We start from the raw sequence: 18,870 nt of genomic DNA, 5'->3' as shown, positions 1-18,870 counted from the left end.
AGCTGAAAAGATTACAGCAGCAGGAATTGAACGCAATATTTGCTTATTCATTTAATATAAATTTTTACGATTGATTCTGTTTGTGAAACGCTGCAAAACCCACGCTGGATTGCATTTTTTCCTTTGTTTTTGAAGAGAATAGAGGATTTTCATTTAATAATTTCATGGTAGGAGATTCACCGCTCCAGTTCATCCTTTTATCCAGAAAATAAAAAAAAGTACCATCATTGGTTTTAATTTCATAAAAATAGTCCGGAAATTTGTTCAGCGTATTTCTTACAGACATAAAGTTAATTTCTTCAATTTGTTCGGAAGAATAAGAAACATCATTAATGATAATACTGTCGTCAGTTAAAAAAACATTTGCAGGAGGAAGATTTTTTCTCAGCATCCGATATTCTGATGAACAGATAAATAACAGAAACAGAATACATAAAACACTTAAAATTGCCAAATAAACAGGATCTTCTTCTTTGAGATAAACATATAGGGACAGGTTTACTATCTGAACAAAAATAACAATGATTCCATATCTGAAAAAGAAGAATTCAAAATAGCTTGGATTTAATTTTTTCATGAAATAATAAAGTTGAGGTATTGTCTCACTTCTATTGAGCAAGCAGAAATTGTATTTTTTCTTAAAAATACAAAAGTTTACGGTAATATTTTACTCCATGGCATCGTGATCGCGAAATTGAACTGGGAAATCAACCAGTTATTGCCTCATTTAAACTTAGGACAGGCACATCATTTCGATTTTCGTAAGTTTTCCGAACACTCAATAAACATTCTCTTCTCCTAACGAATGAATTCCTGCGGAATATCGGACCGCAAAATCAACAAAACCTATGAAATCCAGAATTAATCTTACGTTTCATCAGATTTTGATTGTCATTCAATTTTAATTTATTTTAGTAATTACCGAATGATAATAATCCAAATAATAGCTAAGATTATTAAGCAAGACTTCAACTACAATTTTACCAGATCGAACCAAGGTCCATCAATACTGCTTTTACACTTGATATGAGTTTCTGAGATTTTTCTGAACTCAAAGCTTTCTATTGTATTGGGATTATTGTATTTAATAAGGAAATTATATTGTGCACTGTTATTGAGAATCTCCTCTATTGAACCACCATAAGGAATTGTTTTAATCGTTTCCGTGATACTTTTTTTACTTCCATCCGAAGTTGTTATGATGAAATCATTTGCCGTAATCTTATAGAGCTCATTAGAACTTGTTTCATTACTGATACCCCAATTATGTTGTATCCATACTGGTGGATGAAAATATTGATCAGGTTTGATAATCTCGTTTTTTTCTTCACTGTCATAGTCATCATTAGCTGAACAGTTCATCGTAACAAAAGTCAAAGATATTAACGATAGTAGGAGTATATGTTTTTTCACGGTATATTATATTTATAATTTATTAAATATCAATTTAGAAATGAAAATCTTTATTTAAGGAGTTATCTTAACAAAAGAAACATGGGTATATCCCGTATTATCATTAAATATCGCTCCATTGATACCAGTTGCTTTTACGCCGAGATTTAATACCTTAGGTGCAGTAATACTTATCAGCATGCTTCCGGTACCAGTTGCTCCGATGATCTGTCGGTTGCTGTCAGCTGATGAGACTATTAAGACTTCAGACCCCGGAAGTATATTTCCCACAGAAGGAGCAGAGCAAAGAAATGCTGTTAAAGAACCCGAGCCTCCTGTTACTCTTATTTCTCCTCTTACAACATAAGTAATTAGATATGTACCTGCAATCGGTAAAATAAACGTTGTCAGATCGTAGATTGTTTGTTCAGCATTAATATTAACCACATTGGATATACTAGGGTAAGCAACACCATAAGAAGGCGTAAAAGAAGGAGTGTTAACAGTAACAACATTTCCCGAACCATCTACTCCCAGTGCTGTTCCTGCAGAAATAGGAGTAGAAGAAATAAGATGGGTTAATCTTAAGCCTGAAACATTAGGAATCCCTGAATTTATTTCCAATTTGGCTGAAGGCATATTTGTGCCTATGCCAACATTTCCAGTATCTGTTATAACAAAATCATTTGCTTGCTCAGCAACTGTTGGAATTCCGATTGGAGGATTGTCTTTTGCTCCGTCAATATGTAATATACCCTGCGGATTGGAAGTATTAATACCGATTTGAGAAAATAAGGAAGTGAACATTGCCGTAAAGCATATGGTCAGAATATTTTTTTTCATTTGAAATTTTTTTATAAAAACTTATATGTACTACCCATTGATATGTGGCATGATTTAAATTTGGTAATATATTAAGATGCTGAACTTATCCTGATCAAATATTTTTATGAATATAACGGAAGGTAAAAAGTACAGTACTATAATAATATAAAAAATGATAATTGGTATTCTTTTGTATCCTATCAATTAATTCTTGTGCAAAATTGAAGTTTTTGAAGATTTAATATTATAACAGATGTTACTTTTTCTATAATAAATGTTACTAGAGATTTTCTTTAATATGTTATTTCGTTGTTATTCAGTGTGAACAGCACAATCAGTGAGTATTTAAATGCTGTTTTTTTTGGTTGCCGAAAAGAGCTTTTTTGGATATCAATAATCTGGCATCCTATAACAAGTTGAATTTATACTTTTTGTTTTTATTAATGAAAAATTATATCAAACCAAAAACTGTTAAAAGTATTTTTTTTGAAACATTTGTTATAAGATTGGTACCATATGTTATAGTTATCAATAGTGTTATAAACTGAACTTTGCAACAGAAATAAGAGCTTGAAGGTTGATGAATTTTAAAAACAAAAAAACATAATCAGAGAACTTATAAATCAGCAATCATTTTCTAAAAACAAAACTAATTTAAAAACATAAAATATGAGAAGATACTTTTTAATGGTAGGTCTTATAGGTTGTATAAGCATAGCGCACGCTCAGATAGGGATAAATACGGAATCTCCAAAAGTGACAATGGATGTTGAACCTCAGAAAAATCCGGTAACGGGCGAACCTGACAACTCAAAATATATAGGATTGAAAGCTCCAAGCATATCACGAGGTCAGTTGACACTCAGTACTGTAGCATACGGAACCGCACAGACAGGTGCTATGATTTACATCAATGATATAAGCGGTGGAGATATGGCAGGACAGAGGATAAACATGAACAGCAAAGGATATTATTATTTTGATGGTGCTGTTTGGAAAAAAATGCTTGATACCAACAGAAATATTTCTCTTTTAAAAGCTTTTAAAACAGGTACCTGGAGTTTAATCAGTTTAACAGGCGGCTGGAATAAAGTATCAATTGATCCTGTCGATAAATTGATGGGAGCCGCATCTTTATTAAATGCAAATGGTGAATACGTTGTGCCATCAGATGGAATTTATCAGATTAAATACGAATTTCGTATTCAGGGAGTAAATGCAAATCTTCTTGGAAAAAGCTATCTAGGATTGATAAAGAACGGAGGTGCAGTTCCTATTGAGGAAAAACAGATGGATTCTGTTACCCTGTCAATTAACCTTGGAATTCTTAATTTAGACCTTGCAGATGTACCCGTGAGTGGAACAATCATGGATACGGTACTGGAACTTAATAGTGGTGACCGAATTTCTACAGTATTCAAAACAGGTGCTATTTCGCTGGGATTATTAACCAATAAACAGGTAGCACTCTATATTTATAAGCTTTCTGATCTTTAATTCTGTTCCCAATATACAGATTCAAGAAAATTATAATATGTGATGATGAAATGAAGACGGAAACAGATTGTGAAATTATACATATCTTAATTGATATTAAGAAATATAATTCATTTTAATGATCATAGTCTTATTGCTTTATTACTTATTATGGTTTTGTAAACCTAAAATGATTCTAAAAACACTTTTTAAAAGATAAATAGAGCATACCTCTATTCATCTTTCTGACTCAAAACGGGAAAAATAATATCCCGTTTTGAGATTTATACTATTTGTGAATTTTATCTGTTTTAGCCGTACGTTTGAATTTTAGTGTTAATGATATATACTTTTTTTTAAATTAGTATATATAAACTGTGGTATCAGCAAAATCCTTCTTAAGAAATGGCTGTGCAAAAAATATATAAAGTAAATTAATTAAACATAGATTGATAAAAACACTACTTCATCGCTGGAATTGGATATGTTTATTGTATTTGTTATTAATAATATTTCCAATTGATTTTTGCTGCCAGCAATATCAGCTGATTTCAACTTCGGATGGGCTTCCGCAATCCTTTGTCTCTGGAATTGTTCAGGATAAAGCTGGCTTTTTATGGATTGCAACTAAAAATGGGCTGGCAAGGTATGATGGTGTTCATTATAAGATTTTTCAGCATAATACAGATGATGTCAATAGCCTAAAAGGTGACCTGATCATCTCCCTAAAGTATTTTAACAATGCTGTATGGATCGAATACAAGTCCGGAGATATAGATAAATTCAATACCGAAACTGAACGTGTAACTCATTACTCCCTGAAATCAACACTTGAAAAATCAGATCTAAAAATGCTGAAAAGAGGCTGGGTTATTGATGATAACTATCTGCTTTGGGCAATTTGTGAAAATAATTCCCTTATTTCTTACGATTTAAAAAAAAGAAAATTAAAAAAGTTTTTTTTTAAAAATAACCTGGATGATCTTAGTTTATGGGGTATTGAAAAAGATAATGAAGGAATTATCTGGATGGTTACGGGTAATGGGATACTGAAATATAATACAAAAGACAGAGTTTATACCAGTTTTAAACTGCCGATAGCATCTTTATATAAAAATAATCTTGTTGCTGGTAATACAGCACTTGATCTTCATTATAAAAGGAATGGAGAATTCATATGGGGAGATACAGAATATCTGTATATATATTCCCAAATGTTACACAAAATAAAAAAGGTAAAATTACCCGGAAAAAATAAAGATAATGTCTTGTGGATAGCCGCGGGAACCGACGGAAATGTATATTTTGAGCGTAATGGAATAATATGGCGGTATAATCATAAAGAAGGGCTTTCAAAGATCAATGAGGTCCTGAATAAGCGTTCCATCGCTGCCAAATCGTTTTACATGGATAAAACTGGTGTGATATGGGTAGGAACCGATGCAAGAGGAATACTAAAAATTGATATAAACAATCCAGTGTTTTATTCATTTGCTCCGGCAGAGACTTTTCCTGGGAATTTATTAGAACAGGAGTTTAATATGTCTTTATCAGGTACATTTGGATGGACTTCTGCTGATTCTGAATTCTCTTTACCAGGTTATCATATTCGTTCAGGTTACAGTAAAGATCATAAGCTATTTATAGGGCTGAAAACCACTGTTGCTTATTATGATTTGCAAACGAAAGGCGTCTTTCAATTGCCTGATGTGAAGGAACTTGAAGATGAAAATAGCAGAGGTATTGGATTGAAAGGGCTTACGTTTAATAGAGAAGGCACGCCTATGGTTGCAGGATATAATGGAAATATTCTCATATATGACAAATCAAGATCAGTATGGAAATATTTTTTACCTTCAGGGTCCTTGAAAGCATTATTGGGAGACAATCTTGTTTTAAGTGATATGTATGCTGATAAGGACAAAGTATGGATAACAACAGAAACCCATGGGCTTTTCTATATAGGATTATATGACAGGAAACTGAGGAAAGTAAATCTCGGGAAAAAAGAGCCATTATTAGCCATAAGAAAAGATCCTAAAAGAGATGATATATTATGGATAGGAAGTTATTATGGACTTGTGTGTTTGAATAAAAAATCACTGAAATCTAGTGTGTTCACTGTTGCTGATGGACTGCCCGATAATATGATTTATGCCTTATCCGATGATAATAAAGGTAATTTGTGGTTTTCTACCAATAAAGGACTTTGCCGATTCAATCCGATAAATCATAATATCAGAATATTTCAGTCTCAATATGGATTACCAGGAAATGAATTTAACAGGTTTCATACCTTAAAATTACCAGATGGAAGACTTTCGTTTGGGGGACCGGAAGGATGGATCATTTTTGACCCTTCAAAAATACGTGATAATGACTATCAGCCAGATGTGGCATTCACCAGTCTCAAGATCAATAATGCTGAAGCTACACATTTGGAAAAATCCGATATCCTTAATAAACCTATTAATGAAGTTAAAGAATTACTTCTTGATTATGATCAGAATTCCTTTACGCTGTCTTTTGCCGGAATGGAATTTAACCAACCACAGGATCTTAAATTCCGTTATCAGCTTGTAGGCTATGATAGAGAGTGGGTAGAAAGCGGCAGTATTCCTTTTGCCAATTATACGCGACTTCCGTCCGGAAATTATCAGTTCAGAGTAAATTGTACCAATACAGAAGGGAAATGGAGCCGAAAGATAAAAACAATCAATATTTCTGTAGCTGCACCACTGTGGCAGAGATGGTGGGCTTATCTGCTTTATATTCTTTTATTTTTAACAGGAATTATCTATTGGCTTTATTTACAGCGTATCCGTATCAAGCTCCAGCAGTCAATTGCTTTTAAAATGAAGGAAACAGAACAGCTTAAAAAACTTACTGAAATGAAATCAAGATTCTTTACAAATGTAACCCATGATTTCCGAACACCGCTTACTTTGATTCTTTCTCCACTTTCAGAATTAAAAGAATATTTGGCAGGAACACCTGAAGAGAAAAAAATAGATTCAATCCAAAAGAATTCTCAGGAATTGCTTGATTCCATCAATAGATTACTTGATCTTTCCAAACTGGAAGAGAATATACCAATATCAAGAGAATCAATTGGTAGTATTTCCGATTTTGTACAGGGAATTGTTGAGCAGTTTCAACATGAGGCTATACTTAAGAATATTCAACTCTCGTTTACTTCGGATCTTAAAAATCTGTATGCTTTTAATGCAGAAAGCCTTAAAGGAATATTGTTTAATTTGATAGGGAATTCACTGAAATTTACGATGCCGGGAGGTATGATAAGTGTAGTGGTCAGGAATAATCAGGCAGGAATAATATTTACTGTAACAGATAATGGTATCGGTATTCCAGCTAATGATCAACCATTTATCTTTAATAGATATTTCCAGTCTGAAAAAAACAGTAATATATTAAATATTCAGGGTACTGGTATTGGTCTTTATTTGGTTCAGGAATTTGTTTCCTCACAGCAGGGAACTATTAAAATGGAAAGCACTGAAGGTCTTGGAACTACTTTTACAATCACTATTCCTTACTGTGAAGTAGGTTTGCAAACTTCATGTTCCATTCATGATGGTGTGGTAGAAATCTTAATGAAAGACGAAAATGAACGGAATGCTGAACAACCTGTTATATTATTAGTAGAGGATAACCTTGAAATGTCAGAATTTATTCTGGATTCTCTATTACCCGATTTTATTACTGTCAGGGCGTTTAACGGAGAGCAGGGACTCACAATAGCAAACGAAATTATTCCGGATCTTATTGTTACTGATCTTGTGATGCCGGTAATGGATGGCTTAACCTTATGCAAGGAAATTAGAAAAAATGAAAAGACCAGCCATATTCCTATTATTATTCTAACAGCGAAAGAAGGAATGGAAAATCAGCTGGAAGGACTGAGCTCTGGAGCAGATGATTATATGGTTAAACCTTTTAACATACGGGATCTGATTTTAAGAATCCAGAACAACCTAGAAGCACAAATGCGTCATCGTAAGCTTTTAAAAGCTCAGGTTAATGCTATTTCTGATCAAGAAGAAAAGAAGATCATAGATCCGTTTCTTAAAAAATTATATGATGTTCTGGAAGCTGATCTTAACAATTCTTCCGTTGGAATAGAGGAAGTTGCTTCTCTTATGCATGTAAGTCGTGTTCAATTGCACAGAAAAATCAAAGCAATTACAGGAAAAACATCAGTTGAGGTCGTAAGGAACTATAGATTGGAACGTGCAGCTGAATTTCTAAAGTCCGGTTATAACAGTTCAGAAGCAGCGTTTATGGCAGGATTTGAAAGCCCTGCATATTTTTCTAAATGTTTCAAGGCATATTATAACCTGACGCCATCAGCTTTTGTTAAAGAGCATTTAAAATGATTGATTGTTAGCCTTCAATTTTATTGTAATGGATTATAACGTTAAATCTTTTCTATCGTAAGATTTCATCAGTTTTAATCAATTAGTTGGTTTTAGATCAGGATGTTAGGCGATTTAATCATACTCAAAACATAAATAAATATACTAAAAACGTAAAAATGCTAAGAGATTTTAAAAATATACATATAGGAACTGTTATTTCAGAGAGAGTAAAAGAAATAGATATTGATATTGTAAGAATTTGTAATTTTTTACATTGTACTGAAGAAATGGTGGAAAAGATGTATCAATCAGAAAGCATGGATTCAGTTGTATTATTACGATGGAGTAAGCTGCTGGAGTATGATTTTTTCAGATTGTTTACACAGCACTTAATACTTTATGCCCCTCCGTCTAATATTCCTGTAGCCAAAAAGACAAGTTATGTACTTCCACAGTTCAGAAAAAATATTTATACACAGGAAGTTATTTATTTTATAATAGAATTGATTAAAAATAAAAAGAAAACCAAACTACAGGTAATAGAAGAGTATGGTATCCCTAAAACAACATTATATAAATGGATCGAAAAGTACGGAAAATAATTGCACAACCCAATTATCACAAAATTTACAGTGATATTTTAGAGCAGAAATTTCCGGATAAAATAGATGATTGTAAAGTATTTCTGGAAAAGAAAACATTCTCTGCATTAGAAATTATCACCCTAAACCAAATTATTTTTGGTAAAGAAATGAATACTGAAAATATAAATGCTAAGCACCGTTCTTACGATGAAAAAAGTATTAAAAAGATTTTAGCTTTTCAACAGAAAAATAACATGAATAATTCAGAACTTTCAAAGTTTTACAAAATCAGCAGAAATAGTGTGACTAAATGGAAAAAATTATACGGATAAACCAAAAGTTTACTTACTCTGATGAAGCGTAATTTTTATCCATCAGCTTTGTTGATTCTAATCTTTGCTCGCTTAAAAATGTTCAGTTTCAAAATAAAACCCCTTAAATCTAGGTAGTTCCTATTCGCTTTTTATTTGTAAGTTAGTGCCACAAAAAATAGTAAAGGATAAAAATATAGAGAACAATTCTGAAGATAAAGAATTAGATTGATCTTATTACTCACTATTTGAAAAAATAATATACCAAAAACCTAAAAAATATTACAATGAAGAAGACCCTGATTATTCTATCAATAGGCACTTTGCTTGCTGCCTGTAGCAAAAAGTCTGAACAGAAAACAGATACAGCAAAGGATACCACCACCATAGGAAATACAGCTTTAGAAAAACCTACTGAAGGAACCGCTCATTTTAATGTCAACTCCATACCGGTCTCTACCGCTGAGGTGGGTGATTTTCCCTTTTTCAGTTTTCCGAAAGGATTGGAATTCCAGAACAAACCGGTACAAAGAAGCTATGATATACTGTTATTTCCAATTAACGGAGTAATGACGCCCATCGAAGGAAAAATTTGGAAAACCTATGTAGTTAATGGGAAAAGCAATACAGAAGAATGGTCGTTGCCGTATTTTCTGAAAAGTTATGATGATGCAATTACAAAAGTTGGCGGTGTAAAAATATTTGATGGTAAAGTTTCTCAGGAAGAGCTTGAGAGAATAAAAGATATCAAATACTTTGGTGAGGAAGGATCTATAGATTACTGGAACGAACCCGTAAAAGTGTATGTCATAAAAAGAACCAATGGCGATGATATTTATATTCAGCTTTATGGAAATAGCTCTTCCGGGGCAATACAAATTCTACAGAAAGCACCGTTTGAGCAAACAATTTCGATCATAAAATCTGATGCAATTAAAAAAGAATTAGACGCAAAAGGCAAAGTGGTATTACACATTAATTTTGATACCGATAAAGCAAGCTTAAAACCTGATGGTAAAACAGCCGTGGATGAAATATCAAAAGTACTTAAAAACGACAGCAACCTAAAAATTGCTATTAACGGCTATACAGATAACAGCGGAAATGATGCTCATAATCTTCAACTGTCAAAAGACCGAGCAACAGCCGTGCTGAATGCTATAGCTACTTCAGGGATAGATAAATCAAGACTTTCAGCAGAGGGCTTCGGCAGCAAAAACCCAATTGCAGATAATAATTCTGAAGAAGGGAAGACGCAAAACCGCAGAGTGGAGCTGGTAAAAAAATAATCTAAACCCGTAAACTATTTAATCATGAAAATCAGATATTTTACCCTGTTATTGGGAATGTTTTGTGCTAACTTTTTGGCTCAGACTCCCGAGAAAATAACTTTTAAAGATACAGAAAACCATTATTTGAAATTGGTTCCGGAGGGTAAGCCTGAAGGAATACTTGTTATTTTACCCGGAGGTGGTGAGAATGGAGAAAAAGTAATGAATCAGATTAGTCTGGATAATCTGGCATTGGAAAAGAATCTTATTGTATTATTGCCAACCTGGGAAGATGGGGATTTTGGATTTCATATAGAGCAGAAGTTTTTAGACAGAATAGTAAAAGATACAGTAGAAAAGCATAAAGTTTCTAAAGATAAAATATCAATTGGAGGACTTTCAGGCGGCGGTATGCTGGCTGTTACCTATGCTGAAAGAGCAGTCAGGGACAAAAATACTTATTTTACTCCCAATTCAGTATTCGCTCTTGATGCACCGTTAGATTACGAGAATATGTATTACAGGTTGCAGAGAGAGATAGAAAGAGATTATTCTGATATTGGAACTAATGAAGCTAAATATTTAACGGCTGAAATGGTTGCTGCCATGGGTACACCAGATAAAAACAGAGCCAATTATGTAAGAGAATCCATGTTTTCTTATCGTGAAAAAGATGGCGGCAATGCAAAATATCTTCTGAATATTCCTATTCTGATCTATACAGAACCCGGGATTATATGGCAGATGGAAAACAGGGGAAGGGATCTTTACGACCTTAATGTGGCAGATATTACTGCTATGATTAATCTGTTGCGACTAAAAGGTCACAAAAACGCTGATCTTGTCATCACCAATGATCGTGGAATTCGCCCGGACGGGACAAGACATCCTCATTCCTGGAGCATCATGGATTCTAAAGAATGTTTAAACTGGATATTAAAACATATGAAGGCATAAAATTGCCCTATCAGATGTAATCAAAAAAGAGATGAATCAAACCGGTTCATCTCTTTTTTATATTACTTTTTTATTAAGCTTCAATAAATTCCAAAAGATCTTTATTGATAGTTTCGTGCTCCGTAGTCGGCATTCCGTGAGGGAAACCTGGATACGTGATCAGTTTTCCGTTTTTCAATAGTTTTGCAGATTTTATAGCAGAATTTTCGATAGGGACAATCTGGTCATCTTCACCGTGAAGAACCAAAACCGGAATATCCACCGCTTTCAGATCTTCAGTGAAATCAGTTTCAGAAAATGCTTTGATTCCGTCATAGTGAGCTACAATACCTCCCATCATTCCCTGTCTCCACCAGTTTCTCTGTACTCCGTCTTTTACATTGGCACCTTCTCTGTTATATCCGTAGAAAGGGAAAGTTAAATCAAAGTAAAACTGGTTTCTGTTATTCAAGGTTTGTTCTCTGATTCCGTCAAAAACTTCCATTGGAACCCCGTCAGGATTGTTTTCACTTTTTACCATTATCGGTGGAACGGCACTGATTAATACTGCTTTTTTGGCTCTTCCGTTAGCATATTTATGAACGTAGCGGATCACTTCACCACCTCCTGTAGAGTGACCAATGTGTACAACATCTTTCAAATCAAGGAATTCTACAAGTTCCGCAGCATCAGAAGCATATTGCTCGATGGTGTGATTATAGATGTTCTGGCTTGAGCGTCCGTGACCTCTTCTGTCATGGGAAATTACTCTGTAACCTCTCTGTAAGAAAAAGATAACCTGTGCATCCCAATCGTCAGATGATAATGGCCATCCGTGGTGAAACATCAATACGGGTCCTGCTCCCTGGTCTTTATAAAAAATCTCTGTTCCGTCTTTTAATGTAAGTGTGCTCATAGTTTTAAATTTTTAATGTTAATGGGTGTTTTATTTTATAATTTTTTGTTGTCTTAATTCTTTAGCAAATGTAGGACAGTTCGCATTCATAGAAATTAATCTAGTTTAATTTCGTACCTATTGCTACGATTTTTTTTGTTCGAGCCGTTTATCTTACTTTTTGATCCCAGTCTTTTCAGATCACCATTAAATATGAGCTCTCAGGTAATATCAAATTCCGCAGCGTGTAGCACAGTATTGTATTGCATCGTATCTTGGCGTTTCTAAGGAGTTCGTGAGCACCATCAGGAAACGATTAGCGAATAAATCAAAATAGATCAAAAGTTTAAAATCATAAAATATCGAATACAAAAATATTCAACATTTTTTTTTGCAGGAGATGAGGTATTGGCTTTTTGATCAGAGAGAAGGGAGGTTTCAATTAGGCTGAATATTCTCTGTTCATAGGATTTTTATCAGCCATTTTTGCAAATCCCATGCGGTAAAGGATATCAGCTCTTGTTCCTTCCTTATGACTGAAATTTTCCATGGTATTTAAAATGTCTTCTTTGAAACCCTGTCTGGAATAATGCCTGTTTACATCTTCAATATATTTTTTGCTGAACTGGAATCTATTGGCTCCAATTACATCCATAGCTGCTCCTTTGGAAAGACTGTAAGCTTCATTTCCATATTTAACTTTATCTACCATAGGATTCAGATGCAGATCAATAGCCTGCTTAACGGCTGATGCCTTTTTCTGATCAAGGTTATTTTCTAAACAGAACTGCTGACTGAACGCTCCACCATAGTTCGCAAAACATTGTTTTGAACAGACATGATTGTGTTTATCCGTTAGTCCTATATCATGCAGTAAGGAGGAAATAAATAACAATTCAGCATCCACTTTCAGGTTTTCGGATAGAGCAAATCCGCTGCTCCAGAAATAAGTCCTGTAAGAATGGGAGAACAGGATTGGGTTACAGTATTCCCGAGCCTCTTCTACAGCCTTTTTAGCAATGGCGGAATCTGGTACAACAATGCTTTTGAAATCAGTCTTGGCGTAATGTTTCAGGTTAATGGATGACATTATTTTATTAATGTTTTCCTGAAGTTTAGATTGTATAAGCATCAGTTTGAACTTTTGGATTTCGCTTTTGCTTAAAATGCCGGAAGCGGGTAAGATAATTTCCATATAAAAATAGTTTTGTATTATATATTTTATTTTAAGTATTTGATAATGTGAAATCTGTATTATAAAACATACTAATTAGTATGTTTTTGATGAAAAAAAATTACTTTAGATTTTCAAGGAAAATTTTGAGTTCATTCAGGTAGTATAGATAGACGGATTTATCGTTTTGGAGCTTGCCAAAATTTCGTATTCCCCAGTAACCGGAAAGAATGAAAAACGCAGCCTGAACGGAGTTAACATCCTGTCGTATAAAAGAATTTTTTTTCCCGTTTTCTAGTATAGTGACCAGGCGGTTCTCCCATTCAGCAGCTTCTTTTTTTAAAGCTTGCCTGAACTTATCATGCCAAGGTGTCATTTCCTGTACCAGATTGGAGATAGGGCAGCCATATTCCACTTTCATGAATTTATTTTCAATGAGCAGCTCATACATCATCTGGTAGATGGTTTCCACAGGATCCCAGTCTATGATTGCTGATAATTGAAAGTGGTACCCTGAGGTTCCCCTCAGTACTTCATTAACAACAGCAATTCCCATTTCATCCTTATTCTTGAAATGATAATAAAAAGCTCCTTTGGTCACTTTTGTGGTCGCAATAATTTCATCTATACTTGTAGCCTGATATCCTTTTGTATAAATAAGCTCATACGCTTTCTGAAGAATATTTAACCTTGTAAGTTCAGCTTTTTTCATAAAACATACTAATTAGTATCTTTTGCAAATTAAATACATTTTCCCGGAACTTACAACTTAAAAGAAGAATTATAAAAGATTCGGTGCTGAAACCGATAGTAGTTGGTAAGGGTATTTTAAATGTAAGGAACTGAAAGAATAGGAATGAAAATAATAGCATTGTTACTGATGCTATTCCCAACGATCACTTACAAGAGCAAAAGGACAAATACACACCTCCAATACATTATAGGACAAATGTCCTCATGCAGCACGGATCAGCAATGTAGATTTGCACAAAAAAAATATGTTACATCACATTGCTCCCGAAGTGTACCACGTTTCACTGATGCCACGAAACAGCATCAACTGCTATATTATAGAAGGTGTACTTGTAGATTCCGGAATACGGAACTCTTATTCCTCTGTCAAGAAAGCTATCCAAAAAATCCCTGTTTATCAACATGTACTGACGCATGCCCATCCAGATCATCAAGGCTGTAGTGATCAGATATGTGCTGAATTTGGAATACCTTTGCTCTGTCATCCCAATGAAGTCTTTAGAACTGAAACAGGTATGGTAACCAATGATTATCCAACTCCGCAACATTGGATAGCGAAACTTCAACAAAAATTTTGGGCAGGTCAGGGACATAAAGTAGAACGGACTCTCGTTGAAAACGATAGCATTGGAAACTTTCGGGTAATAGAAACTCCCGGTCATTCTGCTGGTCATATCTCCTTATTCCGTGAGCGAGATGGCGTACTGATAATCGGAGATGTGGCTACGAATATGAACCTGCTTACAACAATACCTGGTCTTTGGCTTCCGCCAAACATATTCACCTCAGATCAGCACCGTAATATCAAATCACTCCAGAAGTTAGCAGAACTGAATCCTTCCATCATCTGCTTCGGTCATGGACCTGTCATGCGAAATAAAGATCGGAAGTTTGAACAATTTGTAGCCAAATGTAGTGTTGCTATTTAAGATGGACCCAGTTTCTCTTTGAGATGTAAAATGATCAGTTATATTGTTCCCATTACATACATATTGCTCATGGTAGGAACTGTACTTCCGCCTTCTTTTTCAAGGGTTATCGCAAATGCTTGTGCCTGTGGAATATTTGCCAATACAATTCTGCTGTCTTTATCTTCAGAGTACATCCCCGCATTCAGAGGTTTTCCATCTTGTATTGCCCAAAGCTGATACTGCATTCCTGTTGGAGCTTTGGGTAGATTTTCTGCATTCAGATAGACTTCTTTTGTTTTCTTATTCCAAAATACAATAGCTTTTGCATCTTGATGTTTTTCTATTCCTTTTAACATCACCATTTGCATATCAGGATTCGAAAACATGTTCAGTTTTTGATTCATCTTTTCCATGGCAGCATCCTGAGATTGCCTTTCGGTCACCATTTTTTTAATTTCCTGGTTAGTAGCAGACTCGTTATTTATCCAGAATAAATTTCCGGCAACACTTATCAGGAATAAGGCAGAAGCCGCTATTGCATATGTTTTCCAACCAGTATTTCTATTTATATTTATATTCTCTCTGGTTATGTTATGTTCTCTCTGGTCCTTAGCTTCAGGAATTTCCGGGGAAAGAGTAGGAGCTATTTCTTCAACAGTTTGTTCTTGCTGAATTTTATTCCATATTTTAGATTTCAAATCACTTGGAGGTATTACAGCCTGCGCTGTAGCAAGATGTTCCAATGTTTTCTGTGCTTCTTCAAAAGCTGCTTTTACTTCAGCATTATTCTTCATCACACACTCCAAAATCCCAGCTTCCTCGGGAGAAGCATGACCTAGAATATAAGATTCTATAATTCCGGATGATATGTATTCTTTAGTGTTCAATTTATTGATAATCTTTTAGCAAATCTTTTAGTTTCATCAATGCATTCCGCATTTTCGTCTTTACCGTTCCCAGCGGTATTTTCAGTTTTTCTGATATTTCATGTTGGGTAAAACCTTGATAATAGGCAAGATCAATGAGTTCCTGCTTGTCTACTTCCAACCCTTCAAGAACATTATTGAATCCAATATAATCAGATGAATGGTTTACGGTAGAAAGTTCTGTTGAATTATATACGAAATCAGGAAGCGGATGGTTTTTAAGTTCGTTTTGAAAACCTTTCGATTTCAGGTAGTCAATTGCTGTATTTCTGGCAATATTGATCATCCAGGTATAAAACCTCCCTTTAGATGCATCATACTGATGAATAGAGTTCCATATTTTAACAAAAACATCCTGTATAACCTCTTCAGTATATTCTTTAGACTGAACAATTCGGAGGACAACTCCGTATAGCGCACCAGAATAGTGGTCATACAGATAATGAAAACCAGTTTCGTTTTTTTCTTTTAGCAAAACGATAAGTTCGTCTTCCGAATAGGTTGTTTTAATAGCTTTTATTTTTCAAACCAAATGTAATAAAATAAATCATATGCACATCAAAATTCAAAATATCTTTTATTTAGTATATGATTTTAGAAATATTATTTAAAAATATACAATGAAAAAATTACTTCCAAAATAATATTCATCTTCTATTCAATAGCTATTGTGTTGAATCTATTCTATATGTTCAATTTATTTTAAATTAAAAATAAAGTGTTGTAATTCAGTTAATTGAAAATTATTTCATCTTTTTTTAATCCAAAATAAAACCAACCTCGTAAATGAAATTAAAAGCACAATTAATCATAATTAAAAAAATCATCACAATGAACACACAATCGAAAATTACAGTTTTAGCAATGGTAGCTTTATCATTTGCTTTCAGCGGGAAGGTAACTGCACAAACGATGAAAGAAAAAACAGTAATGGTAGGAGGGGCTCCTATGTATCCATCCAAAAATATTATTGAAAATGCAGTGAACTCCAAAGATCACAAAACCCTTGTAGCGGCGGTAAAAGCAGCCGGTTTAGTAGAAACATTAAAAGGAACAGGTCCTTTCACTGTATTGGCACCCACTGACGCTGCCTTTGCAAAACTCCCTAAAGGAACAGTAGAAAATCTTGTAAAACCTGAAAATAAAGCAATGATTACCAGTATATTAACCTATCATGTTCTTCCTGGAAGATACAGTGCAAAAGAAATCTGGGCTGCCGTAAAGATGGGTAATGGAAAAAGTATGATGAAAACAGTACAGGGAGAAGATTTGACATTCTGGACTAAAGGAAAGGATCTTTACATAAAAGATGCTAAAGGAAATAGTGCTAAAGTAACCATTGCAGATGTGAACCAGTCGAACGGAGTGATTCATGTTATCGATACGGTTTTAATGCCTTAAAAATTGTAAAAACAGCATACCAAAATATGCTGTTTTCTCTCTCTTTATTATTCAAACACTAAAAAATTAATAATATGAAAAAAACAATTCAGGTCTCTAATCAGGGAGCAACGCTTGATACAAGCAGAAGAAACTTTTTAAAACTGAGTGGTGTAGGACTTGCCATTGCCGGTCTTACCATAATAGGATGCAATGATACCGATGATTTTCAGATCATGGAAGAATCCAAATATGATTTGGGAACAGGAGATGTAGGAGTGTTGAATTATGCTTATGCTTTGGAACAGCTGGAAGCCGATTTCTATACAAAAGTGGTCAATAATTTTTACATGGGAATTTCCAGTATTGAAAAAGAGCTTTTTACAGATCTCTATCATCATGAAGTTATTCATCGGGATTTCTTCAAGGTAGCCATTAGCGGTGCTACAGATCATGTGCTTCCCAAACTTGAGTTTCAGTATCCTAACGTGAATTTTAATGATAGAAACTCAGTGTTGGCTACTGCGAAAGCGTTGGAAGATACTGGCGTTGCTGCCTACAATGGAGCGGGAAAATACATTTCTAATCCTGCATATCTTGTTATCGCGGGAAAAATAGTATCAGTGGAAGCAAGACACGCTTCTGCCATCAGAAATCTTATCAATCCCGGATCTGCAGATTTTTCAGGAGATGATGTGATAGATGCCAATGGTCTTGATCTTGCGAAAGAACCAAAAGACATCGTTATGGCTGCAGGAGCTTTCATCAAAACACCTTTTACCTGGAAAGAAAGAGGTATTAATTAATCTTCACCTTAAAAACTCACATTATGAATATTCTTCGATTATTAGATAAGCTTTCTCATGATAAATTTTTCACAACGGAAGCAACAAGACTGGAAACTATTACAGATATTTCCCTTTTCGGAAAAAAAGCAGCTACAGCAGCTGTACCCCTTGGTTTAGGATCACTTATGGCTACATCTGCCAAAGCAGAGACGATAGAAACAAAATTAACGGGTGCTGCTTTAAAAAGTACCCTTACAGATGCTTTACAATTAGCATTGGTATTGGAATATCTGGAAAATGAATATTATAGCATCGGATTGTCTACACCTGGGTTAATTCCTAATACAGATAGAGCTGTTTTTATGCAGATATCAAAACACGAATCTGCCCATGTCGGGTTTTTAAAAAGTACTCTAACCTCTTTAGGAGCAACTCCCGGCAATAAGCCTACTTTTGATTTTACAGCAGGCGGAAATTTTATGCCTTTTACAGACTACAATCAATTCCTTATTTTATCTCAAGCTTTTGAAGATACTGGTGTACGGGCTTATAAAGGACAGGCAGGAAATGTAATGTCCAATAAAGTGGTGCTTCAGGCAGCTCTTCAGATTCACTCTGTAGAAGCTAGGCATGCTTCACAGGTAAGACGAATGAGGGCTAATAAAGGCTGGATAGAGCTTGATAACGGTGGAAATATGCCTTCCGCAACCAATCCTGTGTATGCCGGAGAAAATAATGTCAATCAGGCAGGCTACAATTCAGGATCTTTATTTGGAAATGCGGCGGGTTCTGCAGCTTATGATGAGGTTTTAAGTGGTAGTGATGCACAAGCTATTGCCTCTCTGTTCATAGTATAGTGGTGATTTTAT

General features: G+C 34.5%; 18 protein-coding genes. 10 read left to right on the top strand and 8 right to left on the bottom strand.

Annotated features, from left to right (window positions below):
* Positions 1-64: 64 nt before the first annotated feature.
* The 3 genes from AC5YGG_RS16225 to AC5YGG_RS16215 form a co-directional block, all read right to left on the bottom strand.
* Positions 65-577, bottom strand: a complete 513-nt coding sequence (locus AC5YGG_RS16225) for a hypothetical protein (protein WP_496145504.1) — start codon at positions 575-577, stop codon at positions 65-67.
* Positions 578-972: 395 nt separating this feature from the next.
* Positions 973-1,362, bottom strand: a complete 390-nt coding sequence (locus AC5YGG_RS16220; protein ID WP_496145503.1) for a hypothetical protein — start codon at positions 1,360-1,362, stop codon at positions 973-975.
* 105 nt (positions 1,363-1,467) lie between these two features.
* A complete protein-coding gene (locus AC5YGG_RS16215; protein ID WP_496145502.1) occupies positions 1,468-2,235 on the bottom strand; it encodes a hypothetical protein in 768 nt (255 codons plus the stop codon).
* Between the two features lie 651 nt (positions 2,236-2,886).
* On the opposite strand from AC5YGG_RS16215, the gene AC5YGG_RS16210 reads away from it, so the two are divergent.
* From AC5YGG_RS16210 to AC5YGG_RS16185, 6 genes are all read left to right on the top strand, one after another.
* Complete coding sequence (locus tag AC5YGG_RS16210; protein ID WP_496145501.1) at positions 2,887-3,714, top strand: hypothetical protein; 828 nt, start codon at positions 2,887-2,889, stop codon at positions 3,712-3,714.
* A gap of 476 nt (positions 3,715-4,190) precedes the next feature.
* Positions 4,191-8,090 carry an ATP-binding protein gene (locus AC5YGG_RS16205; protein ID WP_496145500.1) on the top strand — a complete coding sequence of 1,300 codons (3,900 nt, stop codon included), beginning with the start codon at positions 4,191-4,193 and terminating at the stop codon, positions 8,088-8,090.
* 158 nt (positions 8,091-8,248) lie between these two features.
* Positions 8,249-8,674 carry a transposase gene (locus AC5YGG_RS16200; RefSeq protein WP_496145499.1) on the top strand — a complete coding sequence of 142 codons (426 nt, stop codon included), beginning with the start codon at positions 8,249-8,251 and terminating at the stop codon, positions 8,672-8,674.
* Positions 8,650-8,988, top strand: a complete 339-nt coding sequence (locus AC5YGG_RS16195; protein WP_496145498.1) for a helix-turn-helix domain-containing protein — start codon at positions 8,650-8,652, stop codon at positions 8,986-8,988. The genes AC5YGG_RS16200 and AC5YGG_RS16195 overlap by 25 nt, the downstream gene beginning before the upstream one ends.
* 266 nt (positions 8,989-9,254) lie before the next feature.
* On the top strand, positions 9,255-10,256 hold the full coding sequence (locus AC5YGG_RS16190; protein WP_496145497.1) for an OmpA family protein: 1,002 nt from the start codon (positions 9,255-9,257) through the stop codon (positions 10,254-10,256).
* Positions 10,257-10,280: 24 nt separating this feature from the next.
* A complete protein-coding gene (locus AC5YGG_RS16185) occupies positions 10,281-11,195 on the top strand; it encodes a hypothetical protein (RefSeq protein ID WP_496145496.1) in 915 nt (304 codons plus the stop codon).
* 73 nt (positions 11,196-11,268) lie between these two features.
* Here AC5YGG_RS16185 and AC5YGG_RS16180 read toward each other — a convergent pair whose 3' ends face one another.
* The 3 genes from AC5YGG_RS16180 to AC5YGG_RS16170 all read right to left on the bottom strand — a co-directional run bounded on the left by AC5YGG_RS16180 (position 11,269) and on the right by AC5YGG_RS16170 (position 13,955).
* Positions 11,269-12,090 (bottom strand): alpha/beta fold hydrolase, encoded by an 822-nt coding sequence (locus AC5YGG_RS16180; RefSeq protein WP_496145495.1) that lies wholly within the window; start codon positions 12,088-12,090, stop codon positions 11,269-11,271.
* 421 nt (positions 12,091-12,511) lie between these two features.
* Positions 12,512-13,264: an HD domain-containing protein gene (locus AC5YGG_RS16175; RefSeq protein WP_496145494.1), complete on the bottom strand. Its 753-nt coding sequence runs from the start codon at positions 13,262-13,264 to the stop codon at positions 12,512-12,514.
* A gap of 100 nt (positions 13,265-13,364) precedes the next feature.
* Positions 13,365-13,955, bottom strand: a complete 591-nt coding sequence (locus AC5YGG_RS16170) for a TetR/AcrR family transcriptional regulator (RefSeq protein ID WP_496145493.1) — start codon at positions 13,953-13,955, stop codon at positions 13,365-13,367.
* A gap of 286 nt (positions 13,956-14,241) precedes the next feature.
* Between AC5YGG_RS16170 and AC5YGG_RS16165 the strand changes: the two genes are divergently transcribed.
* Positions 14,242-14,925: an MBL fold metallo-hydrolase gene (locus tag AC5YGG_RS16165; RefSeq protein WP_496145492.1), complete on the top strand. Its 684-nt coding sequence runs from the start codon at positions 14,242-14,244 to the stop codon at positions 14,923-14,925.
* Positions 14,926-14,963: 38 nt separating this feature from the next.
* Here the strand turns inward: AC5YGG_RS16165 and AC5YGG_RS16160 are convergent, their stop codons facing one another.
* Together AC5YGG_RS16160 and AC5YGG_RS16155 are read right to left on the bottom strand one after the other, a co-directional pair.
* Positions 14,964-15,794, bottom strand: a complete 831-nt coding sequence (locus tag AC5YGG_RS16160; protein ID WP_496145491.1) for an anti-sigma factor — start codon at positions 15,792-15,794, stop codon at positions 14,964-14,966.
* Between the two features lies 1 nt (position 15,795).
* On the bottom strand, positions 15,796-16,308 hold the full coding sequence (locus AC5YGG_RS16155) for an RNA polymerase sigma factor (RefSeq protein WP_496145490.1): 513 nt from the start codon (positions 16,306-16,308) through the stop codon (positions 15,796-15,798).
* A 356-nt stretch (positions 16,309-16,664) separates the two neighbouring features.
* Between AC5YGG_RS16155 and AC5YGG_RS16150 the strand changes: the two genes are divergently transcribed.
* From AC5YGG_RS16150 to AC5YGG_RS16140, 3 genes are all read left to right on the top strand, one after another.
* Positions 16,665-17,234 carry a fasciclin domain-containing protein gene (locus AC5YGG_RS16150; protein ID WP_496145489.1) on the top strand — a complete coding sequence of 190 codons (570 nt, stop codon included), beginning with the start codon at positions 16,665-16,667 and terminating at the stop codon, positions 17,232-17,234.
* A gap of 74 nt (positions 17,235-17,308) precedes the next feature.
* Entirely contained in the window at positions 17,309-18,019 is a 711-nt protein-coding gene (locus AC5YGG_RS16145; RefSeq protein WP_496145488.1) for a ferritin-like domain-containing protein, read from the top strand.
* A gap of 23 nt (positions 18,020-18,042) precedes the next feature.
* Positions 18,043-18,858, top strand: coding sequence for a ferritin-like domain-containing protein (locus AC5YGG_RS16140; protein ID WP_496145487.1), 816 nt, complete (start codon positions 18,043-18,045; stop codon positions 18,856-18,858).
* Positions 18,859-18,870: the final 12 nt, after the last annotated feature.

This window comes from Chryseobacterium sp. CS2K3 (assembly GCF_059515185.1).
Note: the sequence above shows the minus strand (reverse complement) of the source record. Positions and strands in the feature narration are given on the sequence as shown.

Coding starts and splice junctions, on each gene's coding strand:
- AC5YGG_RS16225 (WP_496145504.1), bottom strand. CDS start 577: ATGAAAAAATTAAATCCAAGCTATTTTGAATTCTTCTTTTTCAGATAT.
- AC5YGG_RS16220 (WP_496145503.1), bottom strand. CDS start 1,362: ATGAACTGTTCAGCTAATGATGACTATGACAGTGAAGAAAAAAACGAG.
- AC5YGG_RS16215 (WP_496145502.1), bottom strand. CDS start 2,235: ATGAAAAAAAATATTCTGACCATATGCTTTACGGCAATGTTCACTTCC.
- AC5YGG_RS16210 (WP_496145501.1), top strand. CDS start 2,887: ATGAGAAGATACTTTTTAATGGTAGGTCTTATAGGTTGTATAAGCATA.
- AC5YGG_RS16200 (WP_496145499.1), top strand. CDS start 8,249: ATGCTAAGAGATTTTAAAAATATACATATAGGAACTGTTATTTCAGAG.
- AC5YGG_RS16195 (WP_496145498.1), top strand. CDS start 8,650: ATGGATCGAAAAGTACGGAAAATAATTGCACAACCCAATTATCACAAA.
- AC5YGG_RS16190 (WP_496145497.1), top strand. CDS start 9,255: ATGAAGAAGACCCTGATTATTCTATCAATAGGCACTTTGCTTGCTGCC.
- AC5YGG_RS16185 (WP_496145496.1), top strand. CDS start 10,281: ATGAAAATCAGATATTTTACCCTGTTATTGGGAATGTTTTGTGCTAAC.
- AC5YGG_RS16180 (WP_496145495.1), bottom strand. CDS start 12,090: ATGAGCACACTTACATTAAAAGACGGAACAGAGATTTTTTATAAAGAC.
- AC5YGG_RS16175 (WP_496145494.1), bottom strand. CDS start 13,264: ATGGAAATTATCTTACCCGCTTCCGGCATTTTAAGCAAAAGCGAAATC.
- AC5YGG_RS16170 (WP_496145493.1), bottom strand. CDS start 13,955: ATGAAAAAAGCTGAACTTACAAGGTTAAATATTCTTCAGAAAGCGTAT.
- AC5YGG_RS16165 (WP_496145492.1), top strand. CDS start 14,242: ATGTTACATCACATTGCTCCCGAAGTGTACCACGTTTCACTGATGCCA.
- AC5YGG_RS16150 (WP_496145489.1), top strand. CDS start 16,665: ATGAACACACAATCGAAAATTACAGTTTTAGCAATGGTAGCTTTATCA.
- AC5YGG_RS16145 (WP_496145488.1), top strand. CDS start 17,309: ATGAAAAAAACAATTCAGGTCTCTAATCAGGGAGCAACGCTTGATACA.
- AC5YGG_RS16140 (WP_496145487.1), top strand. CDS start 18,043: ATGAATATTCTTCGATTATTAGATAAGCTTTCTCATGATAAATTTTTC.